Source organism: Pseudomonas sp. GM79 (genome assembly GCF_000282495.1).
GTDB lineage: Bacteria > Pseudomonadota > Gammaproteobacteria > Pseudomonadales > Pseudomonadaceae > Aquipseudomonas.
The window spans coordinates 37,339-60,004 of sequence record NZ_AKJE01000035.1 but is presented as its reverse complement, the minus strand read 5'-3'; the positions used below and the strand labels follow the sequence as shown (position 1 = coordinate 60,004).

Sequence of the window (22,666 nt, the reverse complement as noted above, 5' to 3'; positions counted from 1 at the left end):
TTTTTTCTGGGGTGACGCAGGTTGGCTTTTGTGGCGAGGGAGCTTGCTCCCGCTGGGGTGCGAAGCGCCCCCGAAACCATCCAGTGCGGTGTGTCAGGCAAATCAGGTTAGCGAGTTTTACGACTGCTTCGCAGCCGAGCGGGAGCAAGCTCCCTCGCCACAGGTTATATGTGTTGATCAAGATTCAGGTGCGCGCCTCAACGGTCACCCAATACCGGGTAAAACGCCTCACTTTCACCGGCAAACTGATTTCCAGCAGATCAAGAATCCGCTCGCTGTCGTCCAGTGGATAAGTCCCGGAGATCAGCAGGTCGGCAACATTCGCCGCGCAATTAAGCTGCCCCCGGCGATAGCGACCGAGTTCATCGAGGAAATCCCCCAGGCGCATGTGTGCGGCCACCAGCATGCCGTCGGCCCAGGCGCCGCTGTTGGCGTCCAGTGGCAGGGGAGTGCCGATGCCGCGTGCGCCAAAGCTCAACTGTCGAGCGGTTTGCAGCATCAGCGGTGCGCCGCCATCGGGCGTCAATTCGACGCTGCCTTCGAACACCACCACGTGAGTGCGATCGGAAAACTGCCGCACGTTCAGCCGCCCACCTTGGGTTTTCAACAGGCCTTGTGCGGTCTGTACTTGAAACGCTTGGGCGGCGGTCAGCAGCATCTCGCCTTCTAGCAAGTGGATCAGCCGTTGCTGACCGTCGACTCGCACATCGACCGAACTGGCGGTATTGAGCTGCACTTGGCTGCCATCGCCGAGCGGCACTTTACGTCGCTGGCCGATCGGGCTGCGGTAGTCGGCCAGCAACGACGTCAGCGGAGTGTGCTCACGCATGCCCCAAGTGACCGCCGAACCCGCGCCGAGAATCAGCAATAGCTTCAATGCCTGACGGCGCCCGGCGGATTTCGGTGCGTTGAGGGCGGCATGGGCCAGCGGTGAAGACAAACCGCGCAAACGTTGATTGACCCGCTGAATGTGCTCCCAGGCCCGTCGATGTTCGCCATGAGCATTGAGCCATTGCTGCCAGGCGATTTGCTGACGTGGGTTCAACGGCCCTTGCTGGACTTCCATCCACCAGTGCACGGCCTGCTCAGCCACCTTGGAGGAAAAATCCGCAGGGCTGTTCATAGTGCGAAGTAGCAGCGCATTGCCGCTTTGTTCAGGTGCCGTTTGACCGTGGCAATGGAAATGCCCAGTTCGGCGGCGATCTGTGGATAAGTCAAACCATCGAGCTGAGCCAGCAAAAAGGCGCGCTTGACCAGGCGCGGCAAACCGTCGAGCAACTGGTCGAGTTCCATCAGCGTTTGCAGGATGATCGCCCGATCCTCCTCCGACGGCGCGACGATTTCCGGCATCTGCGCCAGCGCATCGAGGTAGGCGCGCTCCAGATCCTGGCGGCGATAATGATTGAACAGCACACGCTTGGCGATGGTGGTGAGGAACGCCCGCGGTTCGATGATTTGGGGCGTTTCCCGTGCCGTCAGCACTCGAATGAACGTGTCCTGGGCCAGATCCGCGGCGCTGTCAGGGCAGCCGAGTTTGCGCCGCAGCCAACCGGTGAGCCAGTTGTGATGGGCGTGATAAAGGACTTCGACGGTAGTGGCTGACGACAACGGAACCGCTCCGGACGCATTTAGATACGTTAGAGAACAAGAATTGTTCGCATTGTAGGGGCGGGGCCTGCATCCGGCAATCGGCTCTTGGCCGGTTTTTCTGATCTGGAGACCGTGTCATCGTTCTTCGCGAGCAAGCCCGCTCCCACATTCGACCGAATTCCTCTGAAAGAACTCGGTCACCTGTGGGAGCGGGCTTGCTCGCGAAGGCGGCCGCACAGGCACCGAAAATCCACTAGCGCAAAAACGCCTGCCGATACTCCCCAGGCGTACCACCCAAAGCCTGCCGAAACCGATTGCTGAAATGGCTCGCACTGGCAAACCCACAGGCCAACGCAATATCCCCCAACGGCTGCGACGTTGTGCGCAACAATTCGCGCGCGCGGCTCAGTCGCCGAGCCAACACATACTGATGCGGCGGCAGACCGAAGCTCACTCGAAACATTCGCGCAAAGTGGTATTCCGACAACGCACACAATGCAGCCAACTGTCCAAGGCTGATCGCTTCCGCCAATTGATGGTCGATGAACTCCACCAACTGCCGCCGTTGATGTGCCGCCAACCCACCCTTGAGGCGCAAGCCCTCACGCACACCGACCTGGCTGAGCAGGGCATGGTTGAGCATTTCATGAGCCAGGCTGCTGGTGAGCAGGCGTTCGCCCGGCTCATCCCAGTTGAGGGCGATCAACTGCCGAAAGCGCCGGGCTTGCGGCGGGTCTTCAAGAAACGTGCGCTCGCGCAACTGCAATTCCCGAGGTTCGCGATCCAGCAGCGTGACGCAACCAAGGGCAAATTGTTCGGGGCTGAAATAGAGGTGGGCCAGGCGAATATCGCCGTTGATCACCCAGCCGGACTGATGGTCGGCCGGCAGAATGCACAACTTGTCCGGGCCGCCCTTGGTGCCGGGCTGGTCGCGGCGAAAGGTACCGGTGCCGCCGGCGATGTAGCAAGACAAGGTGTGATGGCTCGGTGCTTCGTAATCCTGAGCATCGTGGTGGTTGTTCCACAAAGCTGCGGCCATGCCGTCACCGAGCTCGGCGCTGTGCTCCAGACGAGCATTGGGCGAGCGGTTAAGCGCTTGAAAGACTTGCAGGGTATCGAGTGTCCTGTCTCGCAAATACGGTTCCCTTTTGACGGTGTCTGTTTCCGCCATGCTGCGTTGCCGCTCCTCGCCATAGCGGGCTATGACTCGTCGCGGCGCCTTGCCTGACGGCAACAGCCCCTCGTCAAAAAGGAACGTATTTGCGAGACAGGACACTTGTGCGGCCATGATCGGTTCTCTCCAACGCCTTGCATCCTACTCCGTAGAGGTTGGCCTGCCAGCCCGCCGGCCGACAAAAGCGCAAGTTTATGCAAGTGCGCCCACGATTGGCGCAGCACACTGGACCCCTAATCAGGCAATGCACTGTGGCGAGGGAGCTTGCTCCCGCTTGAGTGCGCAGCGCTCACAAAACTGGCGAAATTTGCCAGGACTTGGGGCCGCTACGCAGCCCAGCGCGAGCAAGCTCGCTCGCCACAAAGTGAACAGCATTGCCCATCCCGGAGCTGTCGCCATGAACATTTCGCTGTATTTATTGACCGTGCTGATCTGGGGCACCACCTGGATTGCCTTGAAATGGCAACTGGGCGTGGTGGCGATTCCAGTGTCGATCGTTTATCGCTTCGGCCTTGCCGCATTGGTGTTGTTCGTGATGTTGCTGCTCAGCCGCCGTCTGCAAGTGATGAACCGTCGCGGGCATCTGATCTGCCTGGCGCAGGGCTTGTGCCTGTTCTGCATCAATTTCATGTGCTTTCTTACCGCCAGCCAATGGATTCCCAGCGGTCTGGTTGCCGTGGTGTTTTCCACCGCGACCCTCTGGAATGCCTTCAACGCACGGGTGTTTTTCGGTCAGAAAATCGCTCGCAATGTACTGATGGGCGGTGCACTGGGCTTGCTCGGATTGGGCCTGTTGTTCTGGCCGGAGCTGGCCGGTCATACCGCCAGCCCTGAAACCATGCTCGGGTTGGGCTTGGCGCTGCTCGGAACCTTATGCTTCTCGGCCGGCAACATGCTGTCGAGTCTGCAACAAAAGGCCGGCCTGAAACCCCTGACCACCAATGCCTGGGGCATGGCTTACGGCGCGGCGATGTTGACGGTGTGGTGTCTGGTCAAAGGCATCCCGTTCGACATGGAATGGAATGCCCGCTATATCGGCTCGTTGTTGTACCTGGTGATTCCGGGCTCGGTGATCGGCTTCACCGCCTACCTGACGCTGGTCGGGCGCATGGGCCCGGAGCGGGCAGCGTACTGCACCGTACTCTTTCCGGTGGTGGCGCTGAATGTGTCGGCGTTTGTCGAAGGCTATCAATGGACGGCACCGGCGTTGGTGGGGCTGGTGTTGGTGATGCTGGGGAATGTGCTGGTGTTCCGTAAACCCAAGGCGCCGATGGTGCAGGGGACTGGCAAATTTGCCTGATGCTTTTCAAAGATTGACCGCGTATTACTCCGCGCTCAATCCTCAACGCCCATATTCTCCATACTCATTATCCGCAGGGGCGGGTAAGTAAGGAGAATCCATAGCGCTCAATGTCAGTCAGTTAAGGCGCAATCCATGTGGGAGCGGGCTTGCTCGCGAAGACGGCGGCACAATCAACATTGATGTTGCCTGATACACCGCTTTCGCGAGCAAGCCCGCTCCCACAGGTTCCGCGCCTTAACTGACTGGCATTGGTCCATAGCGCCAGGTTTTTTCGTCTGCACGTTGTGTAACGAGTGGGCAGGCGTTTGAACCGCCTGCCCTTATTTAGTCAGCCTTTCCACACTTGTGGATTCACCAGATCTTGCGGCCGCTCACCCAACAAGGCACTGCGCAAGTTGGCCAAGGCACGGTTGGCCATGGCTTCACGGGTATCGTGGGTCGCCGAGCCGATGTGCGGCAATGTCACGGCGTTTTTCAGTTGGAACAATGGCGACTCGGCCAGCGGTTCTTTCTCGTAGACGTCCAGCCCGGCGCCGCGAATCCGGTTGTTTTGCAGCGCTTCGATCAGCGCCGGTTCGTCCACTACGGGGCCGCGGGCGATGTTCACCAGAATGGCGCTCGGTTTCATCAGCGCCAGTTCACGGTGGCTGATCAGGTGCCTGGTTTTTTCGCTGAGCGGCACCACCAGGCAGACGAAATCGGCTTCGGCCAGCAACTGGTCGAGGCTGCGAAACTGCGCACCGAGCTCCTGTTCCAGTTCGGTCTTGCGGCTGTTGCCGCTGTAGATAATCGGCATGTTGAAGCCCAGCCGACCGCGACGGGCGATGGCCGCGCCGATGTTGCCCATGCCGACAATCCCTAAGGTTTTGCCATGCACATCGCTACCGAACAGCGGCGCACCGACGGTGGCTTGCCATTGACCGGCCTTGGTCCAGGCGTCCAGCTCGGCGACGCGGCGGGCGCTGCTCATAAGCAGGGCGAAGGCCAGGTCGGCGGTGCTTTCGGTGAGGACGTCGGGGGTGTTGGTGAGCATGATCCCGCGTTCGTTGAAGTAGGCGAGGTCGTAGTTGTCGTAGCCGACCGAGACGCTGGAGACCACTTCCAGTTTGCTGGCGTTTTCCAGTTGCGCGCGACCGAGTTTGCGGCCGACGCCGATCAGGCCGTGGGCGTGGGGCAGGGCTTCATTGAATTGGGCATTGATGTCGCCGTTTTTCGGGTTCGGCACGATCACGTCGAAGTCTTGTTGCAGACGTTCGATCATCGGTGGGGTGATACGGCTGAAGGCGAGGACGGTTTTTTTCATTGGAGGCGGCTCGTCGGGCTTGGAGAATGCCAAGCACGCTAACATTCTTTTTCGTTGTTGTGCGTAGGCGGTGGCCGAAGGCTGCGATCTTTTGATCTGGATTTTTTCAAGATCAAAAGATCGCAGCCTTCGGCAGCTCCTACATGGAGCGAGGCTTGCTCGCGATTGCGATGGGGCTGCCAGTATCAATGTTGAATGTTGAACCGTCATCGCGAGCAAGCTCGACTCCTGCTGGTACGGGTCAGTCTTGTGGGTCGATGTTGTCCAGTACTCGATTCACCGCCAGTTCGCCCAGCATGATGACCTGCTGGATGCCCAGCATGGTGTTGCGATGAGTGCCTTCGAGAAAACCGGCGAAGTCACTGGCCATGACGCTGGCCGAGGCGAGGGATTCGCAGGCGTAGACCAATAAGGTTTCGGTGGTGGAGTCGGGGGTAACCTGGAACAAGTGGCTGGGTATGTGAGGGGGATTTGGCGTCGGCTTGAACATAAGTGCATTACTCCATGCTGGGATTAATGGAGCTGCCACTTTTTGTTTTCCAGACAAAAGGGTGGCAGCCGTGCGCGGACTGGAAAAACCGGTCAATCCCAACCAAAACCCGGCAGACCCGAAGGTCTCCCGCGCACAGCCGCCATAACATTGCGAGCAGAAAAAAGCGCCGCAGTATGCCATGTGCCGAGGTAAAGGATTGATCCAGGTTTTCCAGACCTGATCGCTGATGCGTCAGCGACCCCCAAAGCCTACCCATCTCCCGTCCCACACACCAACCGTCAAAACGCGTCGGAAACGTCCCAGAATCTCGGCGATTTGTAGGACCGTCTGTAGCTCAATTCGCCAACCGCGCCCCACCCAAACTCCCACTCAACTCATACGCCGCCAATTCCGCCTGATGCGCCGCCAATATCTCCGGCAACGACCCGCGCAAGTACTCGACCCAGGTCTTGATCTTCGCATCCAGATACTGCCGCGATGGATAAATCGCATACAGATTCAATTCCTGTGAACGATAGTTCGGCATCACCCGCACCAACGTGCCGTTGCGCAGCCCTTCAATCGCCGCGTACACCGGTAAAACGCCAACCCCCATGCCGCTGGTGATTGCAGTCTTCATCGCATCAGCGGAGTTCACCAAAAACGGTGAGCTGTTGATGGTGACCATTTCCTGGCCGTCAGGCCCGTCGAAGGCCCATTTCTCCAGCGGGATGACCGGGCTCACCAGGCGCAGGCAGGCGTGGTTGAGCAAATCGCTGGGTTTGTGCGCGCAGCCGTTGGCTTTTACATAGGCGGGCGACGCGCAAACGATGCTGTAGGTGATGCCCAAACGCTGGGAGACGAAGCCCGAGTCGGGCAGTTCACTGGCGAGCACGATGGACACGTCGTAGCCCTCGTCGAGCAGATCCGGCACGCGGTTGGCCATGGTCAGGTCGAAGGTCACGTCCGGGTGGGTTTTGCGGTAGCGGGCGATGGCGTCGATCACGAAGTGCTGACCGATGCCGGTCATGGTATGCACCTTGAGTTGCCCGGCCGGGCGCGCGTGGGCGTCGCTGGCTTCGGCTTCGGCTTCTTCGACGTACGCCAGGATCTGCTCGCAACGCAATAGATAGCGCTTGCCGGCCTCGGTCAGGGCGATGCGGCGGGTGGTGCGGTTGAGCAGGCGGGTTTGCAGGTGGGCTTCCAGGTTGGAGACCGCGCGCGAGACGTTGGCCGTGGTGGTGTCGAGTTGCACGGCGGCGGCGGTGAAGCTCCCGGCCTCGGCCACGTAACTGAAGGCGCGCATGTTTTGCAAAGTGTCCATGGGGTGCTCTCTTGGCGAATGGCAAATTGTGACACGAAGTTGCTGATTCTTTACAGACGACTAAAGGCGCGACCAAGGGATTATCGCGTTAACGGTAACAAAGATTCACAAGAATCCCGGCTTATCGCCAACAAGGCCCACCCCTAGAATTGCGCCATTGTGGGAGGGGGCTCGCGAATGCGATTTCATATTCAACATTGATGTTGACTGACACTCCGCTTTCGCGAGCAAGCCCGCTCCCACAAGGATCTCGTGACCCTCCCTTTCTCAGGAAATCGCAGCAGTGCCGCGTCGCATCAACAGAGCGCTCAAGACGCTCAGTGTTTTGGCTTTAACCCTGGCAATCAGCGGCTGCATCGGCACCGCAGGTATTGCCCCGCAAGACAAGGCACTGGAGGCCAATTCATTGGCCACCGACGATGCCATTCAGAGCGCCGAGCAAGACGCTCATTGGCCCACCGCTCAATGGTGGCAAGCCTACGGCGACCCGCAATTGAACCGCTGGATCGACCTCGCCCTGCAAGGCAGCCCGAGCATGGCCATGGCCGCTGCGCGAGTGCGTCAGGCGCGGTCGATGGCCGGCCTTGCCGAGTCCGCCGAGTCGTTGCAGATCAATGGCCAATCCACCCTCAAGCGCCACAACTGGCCCACCGATCAGTTCTACGGCCCCGGCGAGTTGGCCAACACCACCACTTGGGACAACAACGCCGCGCTGGGTTTCAGCTATGCCCTCGACCTCTGGGGGCGCGAAAGCAACGCCACCGAACGCGCCGTGGACATGGCTCACATGAGCGCCGCCGAAGCACGGCAGGCCCAGCTTGAATTGCAGAACAACATCGTGCGCGCCTACATCGAGCTCTCGTTGCATTATGCGCAACGGGACATCGCTGCCGCGACTTTGAAGCAGCAACAGCAAATTCTCGACCTGGCACAGAAACGTCTGGACGGCGGCATCGGCACCCATTTCGAAGTCAGCCAGGCCGAAACACCCTTGCCGGAAACCCATCGGCAAATCGATGCCCTGGATGAGGAAATTGCCCTAAGCCGCAACCAACTCGCCGCGCTGGCCGGTAAGGGACCGGGGGAGGGCGCGCAGTTGCAACGGCCGACACTGTCGTTGGGCGCGGCATTGAAACTGCCGTCCTCCTTGCCGGCGCAATTGCTCGGTCAACGCCCGGACGTGGTTGCCAGTCGCTGGCAAGTGGCGGCGCAGGCGCGGGGCATCGATGTCGCTCACGCGGGCTTCTACCCCAACGTCGATCTGGTCGGCAGTCTCGGCTACATGGCCACCGGCGGTGGTGCGCTGGAGTTTTTGACTGGCAAGAAGCTCAACTACAGCGTTGGTCCGGCGATTTCGTTGCCGATCTTCGACGGCGGCCGCTTGCGTGCGGAGTTGGGCGAGGCCTCGGCGGGTTATGACATCGCGGTGGCCAGGTACAACCAGACGCTGGTCAATGCGCTGAAGAACATCTCCGACCAGCTGATTCGCCGCGAGTCGATGGACAAGCAACAGGCCTTCGCCGCCGAGTCGGTGGCCACGGCGCAGAAGACCTACGACATCGCGATGATCGCCTATCAGCGCGGGCTAACCGATTACCTCAACGTGCTCAATGCGCAGACTTTGTTGTTCAAGCAGCAACAAGTGCAGCAGCAGGTTCAGGCTGCGCGGTTGAGTGCACACGCCGAGCTGGTGACGGCGCTTGGCGGTGGACTCGGGGCAGGCAATGACGTGCCGGAAGACAGCCAGACCGATGTACCGAAAACCCCGGCCCTTCTTAAGAGTCTCTCGAATTGAACACGCAACCTGTGGGAGCGGGCTTGCTCGCGAAAGCGGTGTGTCAGGCGAAATCCGCATTGACTGACACTCCGTCTTCGCGAGCAAGCCCGCTCCCACAGGGGCCGAGTCCTCGCCGCACAACCCAAGACCATTGAGCAAAATCCCATGACTCCCTTGCCCGCACCTTTGCGCTGGCTGTATTCCCTTGAATGGCGCCGGGGTTTCTTCGACTGGGCACGCAGCGACGGCGTGACCTGGGTGTACATTTTCAAGGTGCTGTTCGCGGCGTTCCTGACCCTGTGGCTGGCCATGCGTCTTGAGTTGCCACAACCGCGCACCGCGATGATCACCGTATTCATCGTCATGCAACCGCAAAGCGGCCAGGTTTTCGCCAAGAGTTTCTATCGCTTCCTCGGCACGTTGGCCGGGTCGGCGGTGATGGTCGCGTTGATTGCCCTGTTTGCGCAGAACACCGAGCTGTTCCTCGGCTCGCTGGCGATCTGGGTCGGCCTCTGCTCGGCCGGCGCGGCGCGTTATCGCAACTTCCGCGCCTACGGATTTGTGCTCGCCGGTTATACGGCGGCGATGATCGGACTGCCTGCATTGGCGCATCCCGACGGCGCGTTCATGGCAGCAGTCTGGCGTGTGCTGGAAATCTCCCTGGGGATTCTCTGCTCGACGCTGGTGAGCGCCGCGATCCTGCCGCAAACCGCCAGCGCCGCGATGCGCAATGCCTTGTATCAGCGCTTCGGCGTGTTTGCCTTGTTCGTCACCGATGGCTTGCGCGGTCGCAGCCAGCGCGAGGCGTTTGAAGCGAACAACGTGCGATTTATTGCCGAGGCGGTAGGTCTGGAAGGGCTGCGCAGCGTCACGGTGTTCGAAGACCCGCACATGCGTCGGCGCAACGGGCGGCTCAGTCGCTTGAACAGCGAGTTCATGGGCATAACCACGCGCTTCAATGCGCTGCATCAGTTGCTCGAACGCCTGCGCAACAGCGGCACCGATCATGTTGTCGCGGCGATCAAACCGGGTTTGCAGGATCTGGCGGAAGTGCTCGACGGCTTCAGCGGTCGGGCCTTGACCAGCCCCGACGCTGCACGCCTGGCCAGTGCTTTGGCGACTTATAAGGACAACTTGCCGGCGCGGGTCCGCAGCCTGCGGGCGACCTTTCAGGAAAGTGATCCGAGCGACGCCGAGCAGCTGGATTTTCACACCGCCTACGAGCTGCTTTATCGCTATGTCGACGACCTGCACAGTTATGCACAGACCCACGCATCGCTGGCCGATCACAGCCACGAACGGGAACGTTGGGACGAGCCCTTCACCCCGCAAACCAACTGGCTGGCTTCGGCGGCATCGGGCCTTCGCGCAGCATTCATTCTCGTGGTGCTCGGCAGTTATTGGGTGGCCACCGCGTGGCCGAGCGGGGCGACCATGACCCTGATCGCCGCCGCCACCGTCGGCCTTTCAGCGGCGACACCGAACCCCAAACGGATGGCGTTTCAGATGGCCTGCGGGACGTTGCTCGGGGCGCTGATCGGCTTCGTCGAGATGTTCTTCATCTTCCCCTTGATCGACGGGTTTGCGTTGCTCTGCATGATGCTCGCGCCGGTGATCGTGATCGGGGCGTTCCTGAGTTCACGGCCGCAATACGCCGGGGTTGGCCTGGGGTTGCTGATCTTCTTCAGCACCGGTTCGGTGCCGGACAACCTCACGGTTTACAACCCTTACACCTTCATCAACGACTACATCGCCATGATTATGGGCATGCTGGTGTGTGCGGCGGCCGGGGCGATCATTTTGCCGCCCAACAGTCGCTGGTTATGGCGGCGCCTGGAGCAGGATTTGCGCGGGCAAGTGGTCTACGCCATCAGCGGCAAACTCAAAGGTTTGGCATCGAGTTTCGAAAGTCGCACTCGCGATCTTTTGCATCAAGCCTATGGCCTCGCAGCGGGACAGCCGCAGGTGCAACGGGACTTATTGCGCTGGATGTTCGTGGTGCTGGAAGTCGGCCACGCGATCATCGAGTTGCGCAAGGAACAGGCGATTCTGCCGGTGCACCCGGCCTATGCCGAATCCCAGCCGTGGCGTCAGTCAATCCGGGCGATGGGGCGTTCGCTGGTGCGACTGTTTCTGCAACCCGGCCCGAGCAATCTGGAGCGTGCCCTGGTCGCGGTCGACCACGCGATCAGCCGCGTGCAGGCCACCGATGAGCCCTTCGCGCCGCACTTCGACACTTCCGCTCTGCGCCGGGTGAAGAGCTACCTGCACTTCATCCGCACCTCGCTGCTTGACCCGCAATCGCCACTTGCGGCTTACACCGTGACCAAGCCCCAAGGACTTGAATATGCCTCGTGAAATTGCCTTCCACGGCGTGTACATGCCGACCATGACCTTGATGTTTTTCATTGCCGCGGCGCTGGCCTGGGCGCTGGATCGGTTCCTGTCGGGGTTCGATCTGTACCGCTTCTTCTGGCACCCGGCGCTATTGCGCCTGAGTCTGTTTACTTGTCTGTTCGGCGCTCTTGCGCTGACTGTTTACCGTTGACTTTCTATCACTGAAGAAGGCCCTGATGAAAAAGCTTTTCAGCCTGCTCGCAACCCTGTTGGTGTTGGCCCTTGCCCTGTGGATCGGCCGAACCCTGTGGGTGCATTACATGAACACGCCCTGGACCCGCGACGGCCGGGTGCGCGCCGACATCATCAACGTTGCCGCCGACGTTACCGGTGAAGTGGTGGACGTGCCGGTGCGCGACAATCAGCGAGTGAAGAAGGGCGATTTGCTGATGCGCATCGACCCCGAGCATTACCGCATTGCTGTCAAACAGGCGCAGTCGCTGGTGGCCTCGCGCAAAGCCACGTGGGAGATGCGCAAGGTCAACGCCCATCGCCGCGCCGACCTCGACAACCTGGTGATCTCCAGGGAAAACCGCGACGACGCCACCAACATCGCCGATTCGGCCCTGGCCGATTATCAGCACGCACTGGCGCAACTGGAAGCGGCCGAACTGAACCTCAAACGCACCGAAGTGCGCGCGGCGGTGGACGGCTACGTCACCAACCTCAACGTCCATCGCGGCGACTACGCGCGCATCGGCGAAGCGAAAATGGCCGTGGTCGACATGAATTCGTTCTGGGTTTATGGCTTCTTCGAAGAAACCAAACTGCCGCATGTGCGCGTGGGCGATAAAGCCGATATGCAATTGATGAGCGGCGAAGTGCTCAAGGGGCATGTGGAAAGCATTTCTCGCGGCATCTATGACCGGGATAATCCCGAAAGCCGCGAGCTGATCGCCGATGTGAACCCGACCTTTAACTGGGTGCGCCTGGCGCAGCGGGTGCCGGTGCGGATTCACATTGATGAAGTGCCGGAGGGTGTGCTGTTGGCGGCGGGGATTACTTGCACCGTTGTGGTGAAACAGGCTGTCGAGGGGTAACTGACAGGCCGAGTCGTCTGCTTCGCGAGCAAGCCCGCTCCCACACTTGATCTACTTTGCGCACATATTTTGTGTTCACTGAAGATCAAATGTGGGAGCGGGCTTGCTCGCGAATGGGACAACTCGGCCTCTCAGGAAGATGGCGACAGTTCACTCCTTGCAAAACGTCTCATGCAAATGCCGCCAAACCACCTTGCCATCGGCCTGTTTCTCGAACACCACCGAAGACCGTCGATCAGAATGCAGCCCTGTCGCATCGGTCTGCTGCTCGCGGTAACTCACCACCGCGCCACCGTCGTACAGCGCTACACCTCGCAACTCGCTGAGCTCAATCCTGAACCCGAGTTTTTTCCCGCCCGCCAGCAGAAACAATTCCTTCAGCGCCTCGAAATCCAGCACCCGGCCCAACGGCGAGATCATGGAAAACCGGGGTGAAAAACGCATGAGCAATTGTTCAAGCTCGGATTCGTCCCGCTCCTCGGCCAACCATTGTTCAATGGCTATGTGAGCCTGGATCACTTCGTCAAAGTATTCGGTGTAGTTGGTCATGCTGTTTCCTGAAATTTTGCAGCGTCTGTCCTGACGTCTTCGCGGGCAAGCCCGCTCCCACAGTGATCTTTGGTGTGAATGCTATCTATGCCACCCAGCAGAACCTAGTGGGAGCGGGCTTGCTCGCGAATGGGGCACCGCGATCTCAAAGTTGCCCGCGCAAGCCAAACCGCTTCATCAGCCCCGACTCCAGCAACCCCTTGGGCAACAACCCCGCCATCAACGGCAACGCCCGGCTACCATTACCCAAACGCACCAGACGCGGGGGTTTATTCTGCTGCACGGCCTTCAATAAACCGGCGGCAAATTCACTGGCCGGCGTCGGTTTGTCCTGAGACGCCTTGGCCCGCGCGCGAATACCTTCACGCAGCGGCCACCATGGCGATTGCTCGGTGATCAGTTGCTCAGCCTCTTGGCCGGCATTCCTGGCGAAGCTGGAGGCGATGGCCCCTGGCTGAACTTCCATGACCCGCACACCGAACGGTGCCAATTCCATGCGCAGCGCATCGCTCAAGGCATGCACCGCGGCTTTCGAGGCGCAGTAGGCGCCAGCAAATGGCGTGATCAGAACCCCGGAAACGCTGCCGATGTTCACCACCAGGCCCCTGGCGCGACGCAGCACCGGGAACATCGCGCGAGTCACGCCGACAATCGCAAACACGTTGGTTTCGAATTGCCGCTGCATGGCCGGCACACCGCCGTCGAGCAACGGCCCCATGGCGCCATAGCCGGCGTTGTTGATCAGCACATCAAGGCCGCCGCGTTGCTGATTGATCCGCTCGCTCAGTTGTTCGAGGGCCGGGCCATCGTTCACGTCCAGTTGCACGGCGGTGAACCCGGCGGCGGTTAGAGCGGCTACGTCTTCGGCTTTGCGGGCGCTGGCCCAGACTTCGTACCCGGCACTTTTGAAAGCGTCGGCGAGGGCGCGGCCAATGCCGCTGGAACAACCGGTAATCAACGCAACGGGCATGGCGCGGTCCTTGTGCAAAAAGAAAAGGGATCAGTCGGAGAAACTACCCTGCAAACGCTCGGCGCGAAACTCCAGGGTTTGCGGGCGATAACCGGGGCGCAACGGCGGCATAGGCAAACAGTCTTCCCAATTACCACCGGCCTGCAATTCGCCGGGCCCGCGATAGCGCGGTGCGGCGTATTGATTGTCAGCCAGATTGACCGTATCGCCCGGTGCATAAGCGGCGATTCGCCAGCGCAGTTCGGTCAGCGGCACGTCGTTGCCGTTGTTCATCGTCAGCTTCAAGGGGCGATCCGCCGGGCAGTGCTCGGGCGCGTAGGTGATGCGCAACTCCAGGCGCGCCAGTTGCTTGACCTCGCGGGTGTCCAGCCAGAACACCCACACCGCCACCAGGCCCAACCCGACAGCGGCGGCCATGGACACCGGCACGGCCTTGGACGGGTAGCGCAGCAGCAGGATCAGCCAGGTGATGACCAGCAGGACGCCGATGAACATGTGTGAACGCTCCTTGAACTCATAAACACCATCCTACCGAAGGGGCGCGGGAATGGACATTCGTGGAGCAATATCGATGGCCGTTGGTCGGTACTGTCATTTCTGATAGTAGCCAGGCATGTCCACGAACAGTTAGATGAGGACATACAGGCATGCAGGTCTTGACGATGGGAATGCACCACAAAACACCAAAATTGTCCGCCGTCGACCCGCGCGGCTTGACCATCCGTACGGTGGACTATTGGCGTGCCGTCGAAAACCTGCCCACCGAAGCACGCATCAATCGCACGGCCCATGATGCTGCGGGCCACCCGATAAAACAGTGGGATCCGCGGCTTTGGGCATTGCAGGATGAAGATCCTCTGACACCCGCCAATTCAACGACCGTGCATTCGCTGTCCGGCCATGCGCTGTGTACCGTCAGCGTCGATGCTGGATTGCAGCTGAACCTGCCCGGTCTGGGCGACGAGATTTTGCTGGCGTGGGACAGCCGGGGTACACAACGTGAGGTTGAATACGACGACCTGCTTCGTCCTGTGGCAGTGTTCGAGCAGGGCGCAACTGAGCCGCGAAGGTCCGTTGAACGCATGACCTATGGCGGGTCCGATCAGGGCGACCAGAATCAATGCGGGCAGTTGATCCGTCATGACGATCCCGCCGGGACGGTGCTGTTCGAGGCATTTTCGATCACCGGCCAATGCGTGAAGCAAGTCCGTCACTTCACCCTGGACCCTGTTGCCCCCGACTGGCCGGAGCTGGAAGCCGATCGCGAGCGGCTGCTTGAGCCCGGTGACGGTGCGTCGTCGACATGGCGTTTCGGTCCACAGGGGCATGTGCTGGAACAGACCGATGCCAAGGAGAATCGTCAGGCCTTCCACCTGACGCTTGATGGACAATTGCGTGAGGCGCGACTGCAACTCCATGGGCTGACAGCCTGGCAAACGCTGGTGCGCGATATTCGGTACAGCGCGCAGGGTCAGGTCGAACACGAAACCGCTGGTAACAACATACAGACGACCCTCGTTTACCGCCCCGAAGACGGTCTGCTGATGGAGCGCCGGGCACAGCATGCCAGTGCCGGACTGTTGCAACACCTGATCTACGATTATGACCGGATGGGCAATGTCCTGAGCATCGAGGACAGGGCACTGTCGGTGCGTTACTTCAACAACCAGCGCATCGATCCCATCAGTCGCTTTATCTACGACAGCCTGTATCAATTGATCGAAGCCGAAGGCTGGGAGGAGGGCACTCTCCAGCAGGGGCCAGCGTCGGTGGGGCGGGTCGATCCGGCGGCGGTCAGCAACTATCGCCAGACCTACAGCTATGATGAAGGCGGGAACCTGCTGACGCTGACGCACGTCGGCGCGCAGAGCCCGGGGCGCAAACTGAAAGCGGCGCGCTACAGCAATCGTTGTCTGCCCTGGCGCAACGGTGTGCCGCCGACCGAAGAGGACATCGCCGCGGCGTTCGACGCCAAGGGCAATTTGCTGGAGCTGGATCAGGGGCGGATCCTGACTTGGGATCTGCGTAATCAGTTGCAGTCGGTCAGCCCGGTGGAACGCGTCTCCGGGCTCAATGACAGGGAGTCCTATGTCTACGATGGCGGTGGGCAGCGGGTACGCAAAATCCGCTCATTGCAGACCAATGCCCGGACCGTGGTGGCTGAAGTGCGATATCTGCCGGGGCTTGAGATGCGCAGCGATAACGGCACGGGAGAGGTATTGCAGGTCATCACCGCCCAGGCGGGACTCAATAGCGTGCGGGTGCTGCATTGGGAAACAGCGCCACCGTCCGGTATCGCCAACGATCAATACCGCTACAGCCTGGTCGATCACCTGAAATCCTGCACGCTGGAACTGGCCGACGACGCGCGAATTATCAGTCAGGAAACTTACTATCCCTTTGGCGAAACGGCTTGGTTTGCCGGGGCGGGTGTCGTTGAAGCGAGTTACAAAACCGTTCGCTACTCGGGCAAGGAGCGGGATGCCACGGGACTCGACTACTACGGGTACAGATATTACGCCGCGTGGTTGCAACGATGGATCAACCCGGATCCTGGAGGAAACATTGATGGGCCGAATCGATACCGGGCGATGCGTAACAATCCGTTGTTCTACAAGGATGTCGATGGTCTGGCGCCTCATCCTAATCAAAAAACAAAGGACGAGGTTTATCACGATCTTGCCCAGGAGGGCATTGTTTACCCACTTCAAGCAGCCGGCATGCAACCCATCCGCAATTATTTTGCGGACAGCCAGGACCCATCGACTTTGGCTTATCGCCGAGAAATTCCGATAGCCCTCGAGCAGTTGGGTGAAGGCGGAAACATAGCGTTCACTAACACCCATCAAGCCCATGTCATTGCCGCCGTCAGGACCCAGACAGCGCCACCTTCCGGGGCAGTGCTGTATCACTCGGGGGAGCTCATTTCGGGGATGCTGAACTCTGTAGCGGGAGAGCAAACAACAGGTCGCATCATGGGCCCGATGTCGGTCACCTTCAACAGTCCGGTCGAGGATCCGCAGGTTCTGGCTGACCGACGCGATGCCGTGGCCAAAGGTCTGAAGGGAGCGGGAAAACTGGCGTCGTTCTCCCGACGCCCGGCACTGAGCGCCGTGGGAACCATGGTGCAGGCTATGGGACGGTTTATGGAAGTATCGGAAGCCCAGACACAAATGCAGTACAGGCAGTTGAGCAATGTTCGAGCCCCAACTGTTGGAGGTCCGCCAACGGTTATTGCCAGGTCATCGACAATGCCAGCCTTGACGACTGCCCAATCGCCTTTGGCTGGTTCAGTGGAGCCGTCATCACACTCACCAAGCCCGCTGGCAATGCGCCTGCTGGCAGCGGGATTCAATACCCCTACGCCTGCAGCCGCACCGCCAATGCGCGAGCGCAAAAGAAGCCGATCCAAATAAAAAAGCCCCCGCCCAACCCACTGCGGATAGGGACGCAGCGGGCTGGACGGAGGCTTCTTATTGTTGCCGGTCAATCACTGCGCGATGGTTTTCACCGACACGCCACGCTCGATCGGGTTGGAGCGACCGTAGATATCTTCAAACCGCTCGATATCGTCTTCACCCAGGTAGCTGCCCGATTGCACTTCGATGATCTCGAGTGGAATCTTGCCCGGGTTGCGCAGACGGTGAACCGAGGCGATCGGGATGTAGGTCGACTGGTTTTCAGTCAGCAGGAACACGTTTTCGTCGCAGGTCACTTCAGCGGTGCCGCTGACCACGATCCAGTGTTCGGCGCGGTGGTGGTGCATCTGCAGCGACAGGCATGCGCCCGGCTTGACCGAGATGCGCTTGACCTGGAAGCGACCGCCCATGTCCACCGAGTCGTAGGAGCCCCACGGACGATAGACTTCGCAGTGGGTCTGGGTTTCGCTGCGGCCCTGAGCGTTGAGGGTGTTGACCATCTGTTTCACGCCTTGGACCTTGTCCTTGTGGGCGATCATCATGGCGTCCTTGGTTTCGACGACCACGATGTTTTCCAGGCCGATCACCGACACCAGTTTGCCGTTGCCGTGGATCATGCAGTTCTTGCTGTCCTGGATGACCACGTCGCCTTTGGTGACGTTACCGTTGGCGTCTTTTTCATTGACTTCCCACAGCGACGACCAGCAACCGACATCGCTCCAGCCGGCGGTCAGCGGCACGACGCAGGCGCGCTGGGTTTTTTCCATCACCGAATAATCGATGGAATTGTCCGGGCAGCAGGCGAAGGTGGCGGGGTCGATGTCGACGGTGTCGGCATCCTGTGCGCTACGTTCCAGCGTCAGTACGCAGGTGTCGTAGATGTCCGGATCATGCTTTTTCAGCTCTTCGAGGAAACGGCTGGCGCGGAACAGGAACATGCCGCTGTTCCAGAAGTAACCACCGGACTGGACGAATTCGGTGGCGCGTTTCACGTCCGGTTTTTCGACGAAGTGCGAGACACGGCTGACACCTTCCGGCAGCAGCGCATCGTTGGTGGACTTGATGTAGCCGTAACCGGTTTCCGGTTTGGTCGCCGGCACGCCGAACAGCACCATCTCGCCACGCTCGGCCGCTACGGTGGCCAGGGCCAGGGCGCGTTGCAGGGCTTTCTGGTCTTCCAGCACGTGGTCGGCCGGCAGCACCAGCATCAACTCGTCGCGACCTTCATTGACCAGCATCATCGCGGTCAGGGCTACGGCCGGCGACGTGTTGCGGCCAAAGGGTTCCATCAGCACGCGCTGCACGTCCAGGTTGCGGGCGCTCAACTGCTCGTTGACGATGAAACGGTGTTCCTTGTTGCAGACCACGATCGGGGTATCCATGCCTTCGAACACCAGGCGTTCCAGGGTTTGCTGGAACAGCGTGTGTTCGCCGGTCAGGGCGAGGAATTGCTTGGGGAATTGCTTACGCGAAAGCGGCCAAAGACGTGAGCCGCTACCACCTGACAAGATCACCGGAATCATGTTGTTACTCCTTCAAAATCGATTGGGTTAGAGCCACGAAAGTTCTGTCGTTTCACTCTTGTTCTTGTTCCGTGTCCGAATTGACACCTCGGTCCCTTGTGGGAGCGGGCTTGCTCGCGAAAGCGGTGGGTCAGCCAACATCATCGTTGAGTGTGAAACCGTATTCGCGAGCAAGCCCGCTCCCACAGGGATATGGGTCAATCCGGCAAATGTATTAGCGCGTCGACACCGGGCGTTTTACCCACACTGGCGACAGGCTGCTGCCGCTGCCGGTGACGTACAGCACCGCGGCTTCGCCTCGTTCCAGGGCAACCGGTTTCACGTCGCCGACTTTGGTGGCGCCGTCGTACAGTGCCAGGCTGACTTTCACCGGGTTGATTTCACGCTCGCCACGGCCCTTGGCTGCCACGGACGGGACCACTTCGGTCTTGCCGTCGGCAGTTTTCAGGGTCAGGGCCTTGTCGCTGAGGTTCTGTACGCGAACCAGGGATTTCTGCTTGTTCTTGAACGGCGGCTCTTCGATCAGTTGTGGTGCGCCGCTGGCGTTGTTGACCAGGGTGTAATAGTGGTCGCCGGCCAATTTCACTGGCAGGGTCTGGCTGCCGACCTTGGCGCTGTAATCGCCGCCCGGCATGAAGCTGAAGTCGGTGCTGGACAACGGCGCGACTTCGCTCAGGTTGGTGCTGCCAACAGTGGCGCTGACTTCAGCGTTGGCGGCGTTGTAGACCCGCACGAAGCTGGAGCCTTTCGGTGCGGTCGGGCCGTAAAGCGCGGCGTCACCGGCGAAGGCCTGCATCGACAGCACGCTCATGCCGGCGACGAGGGCAACTGCTTTTAGGGAGCGAGCGGCGAGACGGCGAGGAGTAGTAGTGAAAGTCATGGAAGTACCTCTCTTTCAGTTTTGCGCCCGGTCGGGCGTCTCGGATTTAGTGTTTGCAGCTACGTTTTGTTGGCGTGCGCCGGCTTGTTTAAGCTCTGCGACCCACTGCGGGTCGGCGTCACCGATTTCGTTATTCACAGGCAGATATCGTTCAGGGAACTCCCAGATCAGCACTTGTGGCGGGCTGTTCTTGAAAGCATCGCTTTTCAGGTAGCTGAGCATCGGCAGAATCGGGCCATGGCCGTCTTCGGCGTAATTGACCACGTCGCTGTGCAACGCTTCTTTCAGCGCACCGACGAAGTTCCAGTTCGGGTTGGCGCTGTAGCTGGTGCCAATCAGGGCCACCGGCACTTCAGTGTTGGCGAACAGGGCGTCATCACCGGCAGGCTGATCCTGGGCCGCCACGGTGTTGCGCTTCTGCAAAGGCTCTTGCGCCGGCATCAGGTTTTCGAACAGAGGGTCCAGCGGCAGGAACAAACGCAGGTCACCCTTGTGCGTCACCTTCTCCGCAGGTTCGGTGACGAAGTTTTGCGGTTCGCCGCTGAGCGGAGCCTTGTCGGCAATGGTTTTGGCCAGGGTCTGGGCAGCGACTTGCGCGCCTTCCGGGGTCCAGTGGGTGTCGGTGCGCAGGAACACTTGCTGACCGTCTTGCTTGGCCTTTTGCATCGGGCCTAGCAGGTCGGGGGCGAGGATCTTGTCGGCCGCCACACGAGCGTGGAAGTCCTGGTACAGATTGGCGTGGATACTTGCCGGCTTCTCTTCACCCAGGTGTTCCGGGTACAGACGCGTCTTGGCCGGGACAATCGCCATCACCAGTTGCACACCTTGTTTTTTCAAGGTCTGGCGCACGCCTTCGACCAGCGCGTAGTTGCCCTGCAGGTTCAACTCTTCGTTGACGATCGGGTGGAACTCTTCATCGCTGTAGAGCCACTGATCGCGACCGAGCACCACGCCCGGACGACCTTCGTTGAACAGTTTGAAATCCAGCGCGGCCCAAAGGTTGGTGCCCAGGCGCTTGATCGGGAACTCGTCGTCGTAGTGCGTCTCGACGGCTTTGCTCCAGCGACCGTTGAGCACGGTCGCATCGGCGTTGGTACTGAAGCCGAAGAAGCTGCGTACCGACCACACGCCCAGGACCAGCAAGGTCACCAGGAACAGGGCGATGTAGAAGATGCGTAATGAGCGGGTCATAGTCAGATCCCTCAGAACTGGAAGTAAAGGAACGGCGAGAAGCTTTGCGCCGAGAGTTTGAGAATCGAGGCGATGAACAGCAGCAGTACCAGGGCGCGCATCACGTAACGGGACCAGTCAGCGGTCCAGTAGGCCGGTTGCACAGTCGCTTCAACGCCGACGGTGTAACCCGGTTCATGGATGCTGGCCGGGTTGTCACCCGGTACGGCTTTGATCATTCCAGGCGTAGCCGCGGCAGGGCCGTCGGTTTCGGTGTTCACCGCAGGCTTGGTCTTGACCGGTGGCCGGTTGGTGTAGAAATCACGGATGCCGAAGAACGCCAGGGTGACGTAGGCCACCACCAGGGTTGCCACTTGCAGACCGGTGAGGCTGGCCTGGTTGAGTTCCGACAACGACCATTCGCCGAAGCTGAACATCGCACCGTACATGCGACCGGCGACGTGCAGGTTTTCTGCGCGGAAAATCACCCAGCCCATGACCACAAGCAGGAAGGTCAGCGCCCAACGGATCGGGTTGATGCTGCGCGGCGAAGTGTTCAGACCAAGGGCTTTTTCGATCGCCAGCCACATGCCGTGCCAGGCACCCCAGACGATGTAGGTGATGTTCGCGCCGTGCCACAGACCACCGAGCAGCATGGTCAGGAACAGGTTGCGATAAGTCATCAGCGTGCCTTTACGGTTACCGCCGAGGGTGATGTACAGATAGTCACGCAACCAGGTCGACAGGCTGATGTGCCAGCGACGCCAGAACTCGGTGATCGACTGGCTGATGTACGGCTGTTTGAAGTTTTCCATGAAGCGGAAACCCATCATCAAGCCCAGACCAATTGCCATGTCGCTGTAGCCGGAGAAGTCGAAGTACAGCTGCGCGGTGTAGGCCAGGGCGCCGAGCCAGGCATCGCCCGTGGTCGGGTTCTGCAAGGCGAAGCAATGGTCGGCCACCACCGCCAGGGTGTCGGCGATAAAGACCTTCTTGATGAAACCCTGCATGAACCGCGTGGCACCTTCGGAGAACTTGTCGAGGGTGTGGGTGCGGTTGTTGAACTGGTCGGCCAGGTCGCGGAAACGCAACACTGGGCCGGCGATCAAGTGCGGGAAGATCGCCACGAATGCGGCAAAGTCGATCAGGTTGCGGGTCGCCGGGGTATCACCACGGTAGACGTCGATGATGTAGCTGATGGACTCGAAGATGTAGAACGAGATCCCGATCGGCAACAGCACGTGGGTCAGGATGAACGGCGAAAGACCGACCGAGGTCATCATCGCGTTGATGCTGTCCACACCGAAGTTGGCGTACTTGAAGTAGCCGAGGATGCACAGGTCGACACCCACGCCCAGGAGCAGCCAGCGCTGGGCCGGTTTGGTCCGAACGCCTGCCGCACCAACCTTCAGGCCGATCCAGTAGTTCCACAGCGTGACGGCTGCGAACAGCGCAAGGAAGTCCACACGCCACCAGGCGTAGAACACGTAGCTGGCGATCAGCAGCAGCAAGTTGCGATAGCGTGTTCCGCTCAAGTAGTACATGCCGAGAAAGATCGGCAAGAACAGAAACAGGAACACGTTGGATGAAAATACCATCCCGATCTCTCCATGTTTAACCAACAGTCAAGGGCCAAGGCCCCCCCAAACCCCCCACGAAAATCCGGGAGGTATATTGCATTCAGTGTGGGAGCGGGCTTGCTCGCGAAGGCGGTGTATCAGTCGACATCAATGGTGAATGTCAGACCGCTTTCGCGAGCAAGCCCGCTCCCACAG

Annotated in this window: 19 protein-coding genes; 6 read left to right on the top strand and 13 right to left on the bottom strand. The window is 60.0% G+C overall.

Going from position 1 to position 22,666, the window contains the following annotated elements:
• Positions 1-184 precede the first annotated feature (184 nt).
• The 3 genes from PMI36_RS19160 to PMI36_RS19170 all read right to left on the bottom strand — a co-directional run bounded on the left by PMI36_RS19160 (position 185) and on the right by PMI36_RS19170 (position 2,761).
• Complete coding sequence (locus PMI36_RS19160; RefSeq protein WP_008070484.1) at positions 185-1,123, bottom strand: FecR domain-containing protein; 939 nt, start codon at positions 1,121-1,123, stop codon at positions 185-187.
• On the bottom strand, positions 1,120-1,608 hold the full coding sequence (locus tag PMI36_RS19165; RefSeq protein WP_007903262.1) for a sigma-70 family RNA polymerase sigma factor: 489 nt from the start codon (positions 1,606-1,608) through the stop codon (positions 1,120-1,122). The genes PMI36_RS19160 and PMI36_RS19165 overlap by 4 nt, the downstream gene beginning before the upstream one ends.
• A 235-nt stretch (positions 1,609-1,843) precedes the next feature.
• Complete coding sequence (locus PMI36_RS19170; RefSeq protein ID WP_157214944.1) at positions 1,844-2,761, bottom strand: AraC family transcriptional regulator; 918 nt, start codon at positions 2,759-2,761, stop codon at positions 1,844-1,846.
• A gap of 400 nt (positions 2,762-3,161) precedes the next feature.
• On the opposite strand from PMI36_RS19170, the gene PMI36_RS19175 reads away from it, so the two are divergent.
• Positions 3,162-4,064 carry a DMT family transporter gene (locus tag PMI36_RS19175; RefSeq protein ID WP_008070482.1) on the top strand — a complete coding sequence of 301 codons (903 nt, stop codon included), beginning with the start codon at positions 3,162-3,164 and terminating at the stop codon, positions 4,062-4,064.
• Positions 4,065-4,395: 331 nt separating this feature from the next.
• On the opposite strand, the gene PMI36_RS19180 is transcribed toward PMI36_RS19175, so the two are convergent.
• The 3 genes from PMI36_RS19180 to PMI36_RS19190 form a co-directional block, all read right to left on the bottom strand.
• Positions 4,396-5,370, bottom strand: a complete 975-nt coding sequence (locus PMI36_RS19180; RefSeq protein WP_008070481.1) for a 2-hydroxyacid dehydrogenase — start codon at positions 5,368-5,370, stop codon at positions 4,396-4,398.
• 241 nt (positions 5,371-5,611) lie between these two features.
• Positions 5,612-5,860, bottom strand: coding sequence for a DUF6124 family protein (locus PMI36_RS19185; protein WP_008070480.1), 249 nt, complete (start codon positions 5,858-5,860; stop codon positions 5,612-5,614).
• A gap of 337 nt (positions 5,861-6,197) precedes the next feature.
• Positions 6,198-7,166 (bottom strand): LysR family transcriptional regulator, encoded by a 969-nt coding sequence (locus PMI36_RS19190; RefSeq protein ID WP_008070477.1) that lies wholly within the window; start codon positions 7,164-7,166, stop codon positions 6,198-6,200.
• 283 nt (positions 7,167-7,449) lie between these two features.
• On the opposite strand from PMI36_RS19190, the gene PMI36_RS19195 reads away from it, so the two are divergent.
• The 4 genes from PMI36_RS19195 (at position 7,450) to PMI36_RS19210 (ending at position 12,380) form a co-directional block, all read left to right on the top strand.
• Entirely contained in the window at positions 7,450-8,961 is a 1,512-nt protein-coding gene (locus PMI36_RS19195; protein WP_008070474.1) for an efflux transporter outer membrane subunit, read from the top strand.
• Between the two features lie 147 nt (positions 8,962-9,108).
• Entirely contained in the window at positions 9,109-11,301 is a 2,193-nt protein-coding gene (locus tag PMI36_RS19200; protein ID WP_008070473.1) for an FUSC family protein, read from the top strand.
• Positions 11,291-11,491 (top strand): DUF1656 domain-containing protein, encoded by a 201-nt coding sequence (locus PMI36_RS19205; protein WP_007896379.1) that lies wholly within the window; start codon positions 11,291-11,293, stop codon positions 11,489-11,491. Before PMI36_RS19200 ends, PMI36_RS19205 begins: the two co-directional genes overlap by 11 nt.
• Before the next feature lie 25 nt (positions 11,492-11,516).
• The gene (locus tag PMI36_RS19210; protein ID WP_008070472.1) at positions 11,517-12,380 is read left to right on the top strand and encodes an efflux RND transporter periplasmic adaptor subunit; all 864 of its coding nucleotides are present in this window, start codon (positions 11,517-11,519) and stop codon (positions 12,378-12,380) included.
• Between the two features lie 150 nt (positions 12,381-12,530).
• On the opposite strand, the gene PMI36_RS19215 is transcribed toward PMI36_RS19210, so the two are convergent.
• From PMI36_RS19215 to PMI36_RS19225, 3 genes are all read right to left on the bottom strand, one after another.
• The gene (locus PMI36_RS19215) at positions 12,531-12,929 is read right to left on the bottom strand and encodes a DUF4440 domain-containing protein (RefSeq protein ID WP_008070471.1); all 399 of its coding nucleotides are present in this window, start codon (positions 12,927-12,929) and stop codon (positions 12,531-12,533) included.
• A gap of 145 nt (positions 12,930-13,074) precedes the next feature.
• Positions 13,075-13,899: an SDR family oxidoreductase gene (locus PMI36_RS19220; RefSeq protein ID WP_008070467.1), complete on the bottom strand. Its 825-nt coding sequence runs from the start codon at positions 13,897-13,899 to the stop codon at positions 13,075-13,077.
• 30 nt (positions 13,900-13,929) lie between these two features.
• Positions 13,930-14,394 carry a hypothetical protein gene (locus PMI36_RS19225; protein ID WP_008070465.1) on the bottom strand — a complete coding sequence of 155 codons (465 nt, stop codon included), beginning with the start codon at positions 14,392-14,394 and terminating at the stop codon, positions 13,930-13,932.
• 167 nt (positions 14,395-14,561) lie between these two features.
• Here PMI36_RS19225 and PMI36_RS0129480 point away from each other — a divergent pair, with 167 nt between their 5' ends.
• On the top strand, positions 14,562-17,315 hold the full coding sequence (locus tag PMI36_RS0129480) for an RHS repeat-associated core domain-containing protein (RefSeq protein WP_081499248.1): 2,754 nt from the start codon (positions 14,562-14,564) through the stop codon (positions 17,313-17,315).
• A gap of 74 nt (positions 17,316-17,389) precedes the next feature.
• Here PMI36_RS0129480 and PMI36_RS19230 read toward each other — a convergent pair whose 3' ends face one another.
• The 4 genes from PMI36_RS19230 to PMI36_RS19245 form a co-directional block, all read right to left on the bottom strand.
• Positions 17,390-18,841: a mannose-1-phosphate guanylyltransferase/mannose-6-phosphate isomerase gene (locus PMI36_RS19230; RefSeq protein ID WP_008070455.1), complete on the bottom strand. Its 1,452-nt coding sequence runs from the start codon at positions 18,839-18,841 to the stop codon at positions 17,390-17,392.
• 214 nt (positions 18,842-19,055) lie between these two features.
• Positions 19,056-19,721 (bottom strand): alginate O-acetyltransferase AlgF, encoded by a 666-nt coding sequence (locus tag PMI36_RS19235; protein WP_008070454.1) that lies wholly within the window; start codon positions 19,719-19,721, stop codon positions 19,056-19,058.
• Positions 19,722-19,736: 15 nt separating this feature from the next.
• A complete protein-coding gene (locus tag PMI36_RS19240; protein ID WP_008070452.1) occupies positions 19,737-20,912 on the bottom strand; it encodes an alginate O-acetyltransferase in 1,176 nt (391 codons plus the stop codon).
• An 11-nt stretch (positions 20,913-20,923) separates the two neighbouring features.
• On the bottom strand, positions 20,924-22,489 hold the full coding sequence (locus PMI36_RS19245) for an MBOAT family O-acyltransferase (protein ID WP_008070451.1): 1,566 nt from the start codon (positions 22,487-22,489) through the stop codon (positions 20,924-20,926).
• Between the last annotated feature and the right edge of the window lie 177 nt (positions 22,490-22,666).

Bases quoted from the DNA above. Each gene is read 5' to 3' on its own strand.
- PMI36_RS19180 (WP_008070481.1), bottom strand. From the start codon at position 5,370: ATGAAAAAAACCGTCCTCGCCTTCAGCCGTATCACCCCACCGATGATC.
- PMI36_RS19190 (WP_008070477.1), bottom strand. From the start codon at position 7,166: ATGGACACTTTGCAAAACATGCGCGCCTTCAGTTACGTGGCCGAGGCC.
- PMI36_RS19235 (WP_008070454.1), bottom strand. From the start codon at position 19,721: ATGACTTTCACTACTACTCCTCGCCGTCTCGCCGCTCGCTCCCTAAAA.
- PMI36_RS19175 (WP_008070482.1), top strand. From the start codon at position 3,162: ATGAACATTTCGCTGTATTTATTGACCGTGCTGATCTGGGGCACCACC.
- PMI36_RS19220 (WP_008070467.1), bottom strand. From the start codon at position 13,899: ATGCCCGTTGCGTTGATTACCGGTTGTTCCAGCGGCATTGGCCGCGCC.
- PMI36_RS0129480 (WP_081499248.1), top strand. From the start codon at position 14,562: ATGGGAATGCACCACAAAACACCAAAATTGTCCGCCGTCGACCCGCGC.
- PMI36_RS19240 (WP_008070452.1), bottom strand. From the start codon at position 20,912: ATGACCCGCTCATTACGCATCTTCTACATCGCCCTGTTCCTGGTGACC.
- PMI36_RS19160 (WP_008070484.1), bottom strand. From the start codon at position 1,123: ATGAACAGCCCTGCGGATTTTTCCTCCAAGGTGGCTGAGCAGGCCGTG.
- PMI36_RS19200 (WP_008070473.1), top strand. From the start codon at position 9,109: ATGACTCCCTTGCCCGCACCTTTGCGCTGGCTGTATTCCCTTGAATGG.
- PMI36_RS19215 (WP_008070471.1), bottom strand. From the start codon at position 12,929: ATGACCAACTACACCGAATACTTTGACGAAGTGATCCAGGCTCACATA.
- PMI36_RS19230 (WP_008070455.1), bottom strand. From the start codon at position 18,841: ATGATTCCGGTGATCTTGTCAGGTGGTAGCGGCTCACGTCTTTGGCCG.
- PMI36_RS19210 (WP_008070472.1), top strand. From the start codon at position 11,517: ATGAAAAAGCTTTTCAGCCTGCTCGCAACCCTGTTGGTGTTGGCCCTT.
- PMI36_RS19170 (WP_157214944.1), bottom strand. From the start codon at position 2,761: ATGGCGGAAACAGACACCGTCAAAAGGGAACCGTATTTGCGAGACAGG.
- PMI36_RS19185 (WP_008070480.1), bottom strand. From the start codon at position 5,860: ATGTTCAAGCCGACGCCAAATCCCCCTCACATACCCAGCCACTTGTTC.
- PMI36_RS19225 (WP_008070465.1), bottom strand. From the start codon at position 14,394: ATGTTCATCGGCGTCCTGCTGGTCATCACCTGGCTGATCCTGCTGCTG.
- PMI36_RS19205 (WP_007896379.1), top strand. From the start codon at position 11,291: ATGCCTCGTGAAATTGCCTTCCACGGCGTGTACATGCCGACCATGACC.
- PMI36_RS19245 (WP_008070451.1), bottom strand. From the start codon at position 22,489: ATGGTATTTTCATCCAACGTGTTCCTGTTTCTGTTCTTGCCGATCTTT.